Raw genomic sequence first — 2,343 nt, 5'->3', positions numbered from 1 at the left:
GCGCCGCCGCCGGTCGACCGGCGCCCGCGCAGCCCTCGCACGTCCCGCACCGACCGTCGTCAGCACATCCCGCCGCGCCGCTCGGGGAGCCCGCCGTGCCGGCCGCCGCCCTCGGCGTTCACGCTCCTGACGCGTGACCACCGCGGCCGGTGACCGTCCGGCGTCGGTGACCCGGACGACACGGGCGAAAAGCGCCCGCCTGCCGCGGCGGTGACCGTGTCGCTCGCGTCGATCCGCGGGCGAGTGCGGGACGTCCCCGGGTTCTGGACACCGGTCGACGCCGGCTGGCCGCCACCGGGTCCGCACCTGTTCCGCTCATCGAGGTATTTCGATACCATTACTGCTTGGTAACAACCGGTCCACCCCTGGCCACGCGCGCGGTCACGGATCCCACCACCCCTGTCCTGTGGAGGTCCGTCATGTCCCACCGCCCGCTGGCGCGCGCCCTCGCCGCGCTGGCCACCCTCGTCACCACCGCCCTCGCCGCGGTGCTCGTGGTGCCCGGCACGGCACAGGCCGCCGCCGTCAACTACGTCGCGCTCGGCGACTCGTACTCCTCCGGCGTGGGCGCCGGCCCGTACGAGTGGTCCACCTGCCTGCGCAGCCAGAAGTCGTACGCCCCGCTCTGGGCGGCGGCACACGGCGCGGACAGCTTCGCGTTCCCCGCCTGCGGCGGCGCGGTCACCGCCGACGTCATCGACGACCAGGTCGACGCGCTCAGTACGAGCACCACCATGGTCACCATCACCATCGGCGGCAACGACGCCGGCTTCGTCGACGTCATCACCAGTTGCCGGTTCGGCAGCACCTCCACCTGCACGAACGCGGTGAACGAGGCGCGCGCGTTCGCCACCGGCACGTTGCCCGGCCGGCTCGACGCCACGTACGCGGCCATCCGCGACCGCGCCCCCAACGCCCGGCTGATCGTGCTCGGCTACCCACGGTTGTTCGAGCTGAACTCGTGCGGATGGCTCGCGATGAGCGTCTACAAGCGAACCATCCTCAACGGAGCCGCCGACCTGCTCGCCACGGTCACCGCCGGCCGGGCCACGGCGGCCGGCGCCACGTTCGTCGACACCCGGGCGCAATTCGCCGACCACGGCGTCTGCGGCGCCGACCCGTGGATCAACGACATCAGCGGCGTCATCGAGGCGTACCACCCGGATGCCGACGGCTACCGCCACGGCTACCTGGCCGCCTTGAACTCGGTCACCGGCTGAGCGACCGGGGAACCGCCGCGGCGGACCCCAGCCGACGGCCGGCGACGGCGGGGATCGGTCCGGAGCCGACACCGGTACCCGGACCGATCCCCGCCCTGCCCGGATCGCCGCCCGGACTCCGCCTCGCTCGCCGCGAACTTCCCCGACAGGCTCGACCTGCGACGACGGCCGGCGGTCCCGGACGGACGCCGGCCGTCACGACGCGTGCCGCGCGGTGCCGTCACGGCGTCACCACCGTCCGTTATGGTCCTCGCGGATGGCCCGTGACCTGGGAGGCGGACAGTGGGCAGGCTCGCGCCGGCGTACCGGCAGGCGGTCGCGGCGCACCGGGCGGCGCGCGCGCACCTCGACGCCGCCCGCCACGCACTGCGGGCCGTGCCCGCGCCGACCGCGCCGCCGGGCGTCGGTGAACTGGTCGGCCGGCTCAACGAGGTCGGCGCCGCGCTCGCCGCCCCGGCGCCCGCAGGGACCACGCCAACCGACACGGCGGTCGCGATCCGCCTCGGGGAGGCGTCCACCCCGGAGGGTGCGTTCCCGGCGCTGGTCCCGCTCGGTGGCGGCCACCATCTGGCCATCGACACCGACGCCCGCGATCCCCGGGTGGCCGGGCTGCTGCGGTCGCTGGTGCTGCGGCTGCTGGCCGCCGCCCCGGCCGGAGAGGTCCAGGTCGTCGGCATCGACACCGCCGCGTCCACTGCGATGTTCGGGCCGCTGCGTCCGCTGGTCGACGTCGGCGTGCTCGCCCCGCCGGCCACCACCGACGCCGAGGTGACCGCCCTGCTCGACGCCGCCGAGCGGCACGTGGGCACCGCCCGGCGCGCCCCCGGCGGCGGACTGCTGCTGGTGGTGGCCGCCGGCGTGCCACCACGGGAACCGGCCCGGCTCGCCGCGCTCACCCACGCCGGTGCGCAGGGCGCGGTCTGCGTGCTGGCCGCCGGCCACCCACCCCGGTCACCCGGCGCGCCGCCGCCGTCGCTGGGCGCCACCACCGTCGTGCGGATGACCGAGCGGTACGCGTACGTCGGCGACCCGCCCGGCAACCCGTTCAGCGACGACGGCGGCGGGCCTCGTCGTCCTCGGCCTCGTCGGAGCCGGTGCGGCGGTCCTCCGCATCACCTCTGTC

The 2,343-nt window shown here is 75.8% G+C and carries 1 protein-coding gene and 1 pseudogene; both read left to right on the top strand.

Annotation, left to right across the window (positions count from 1 at the left end; translation table 11 throughout):
- Positions 1-419: 419 nt before the first annotated feature.
- Positions 420-1,220, top strand: a complete 801-nt coding sequence (locus ABZS42_RS31890) for an SGNH/GDSL hydrolase family protein (protein WP_355151670.1) — start codon at positions 420-422, stop codon at positions 1,218-1,220.
- Positions 1,221-1,502: 282 nt separating this feature from the next.
- Positions 1,503-2,343, top strand: a pseudogene (locus ABZS42_RS31885) (cell division protein FtsK); the annotation flags it as partial.

It is taken from the genome of Micromonospora sp. NPDC005367 (assembly GCF_040606825.1).
GTDB lineage: Bacteria > Actinomycetota > Actinomycetes > Mycobacteriales > Micromonosporaceae > Micromonospora.
The sequence above is the reverse complement of the archived record's forward strand: the minus strand, read 5'-3'. Positions and strand labels throughout refer to the sequence as shown.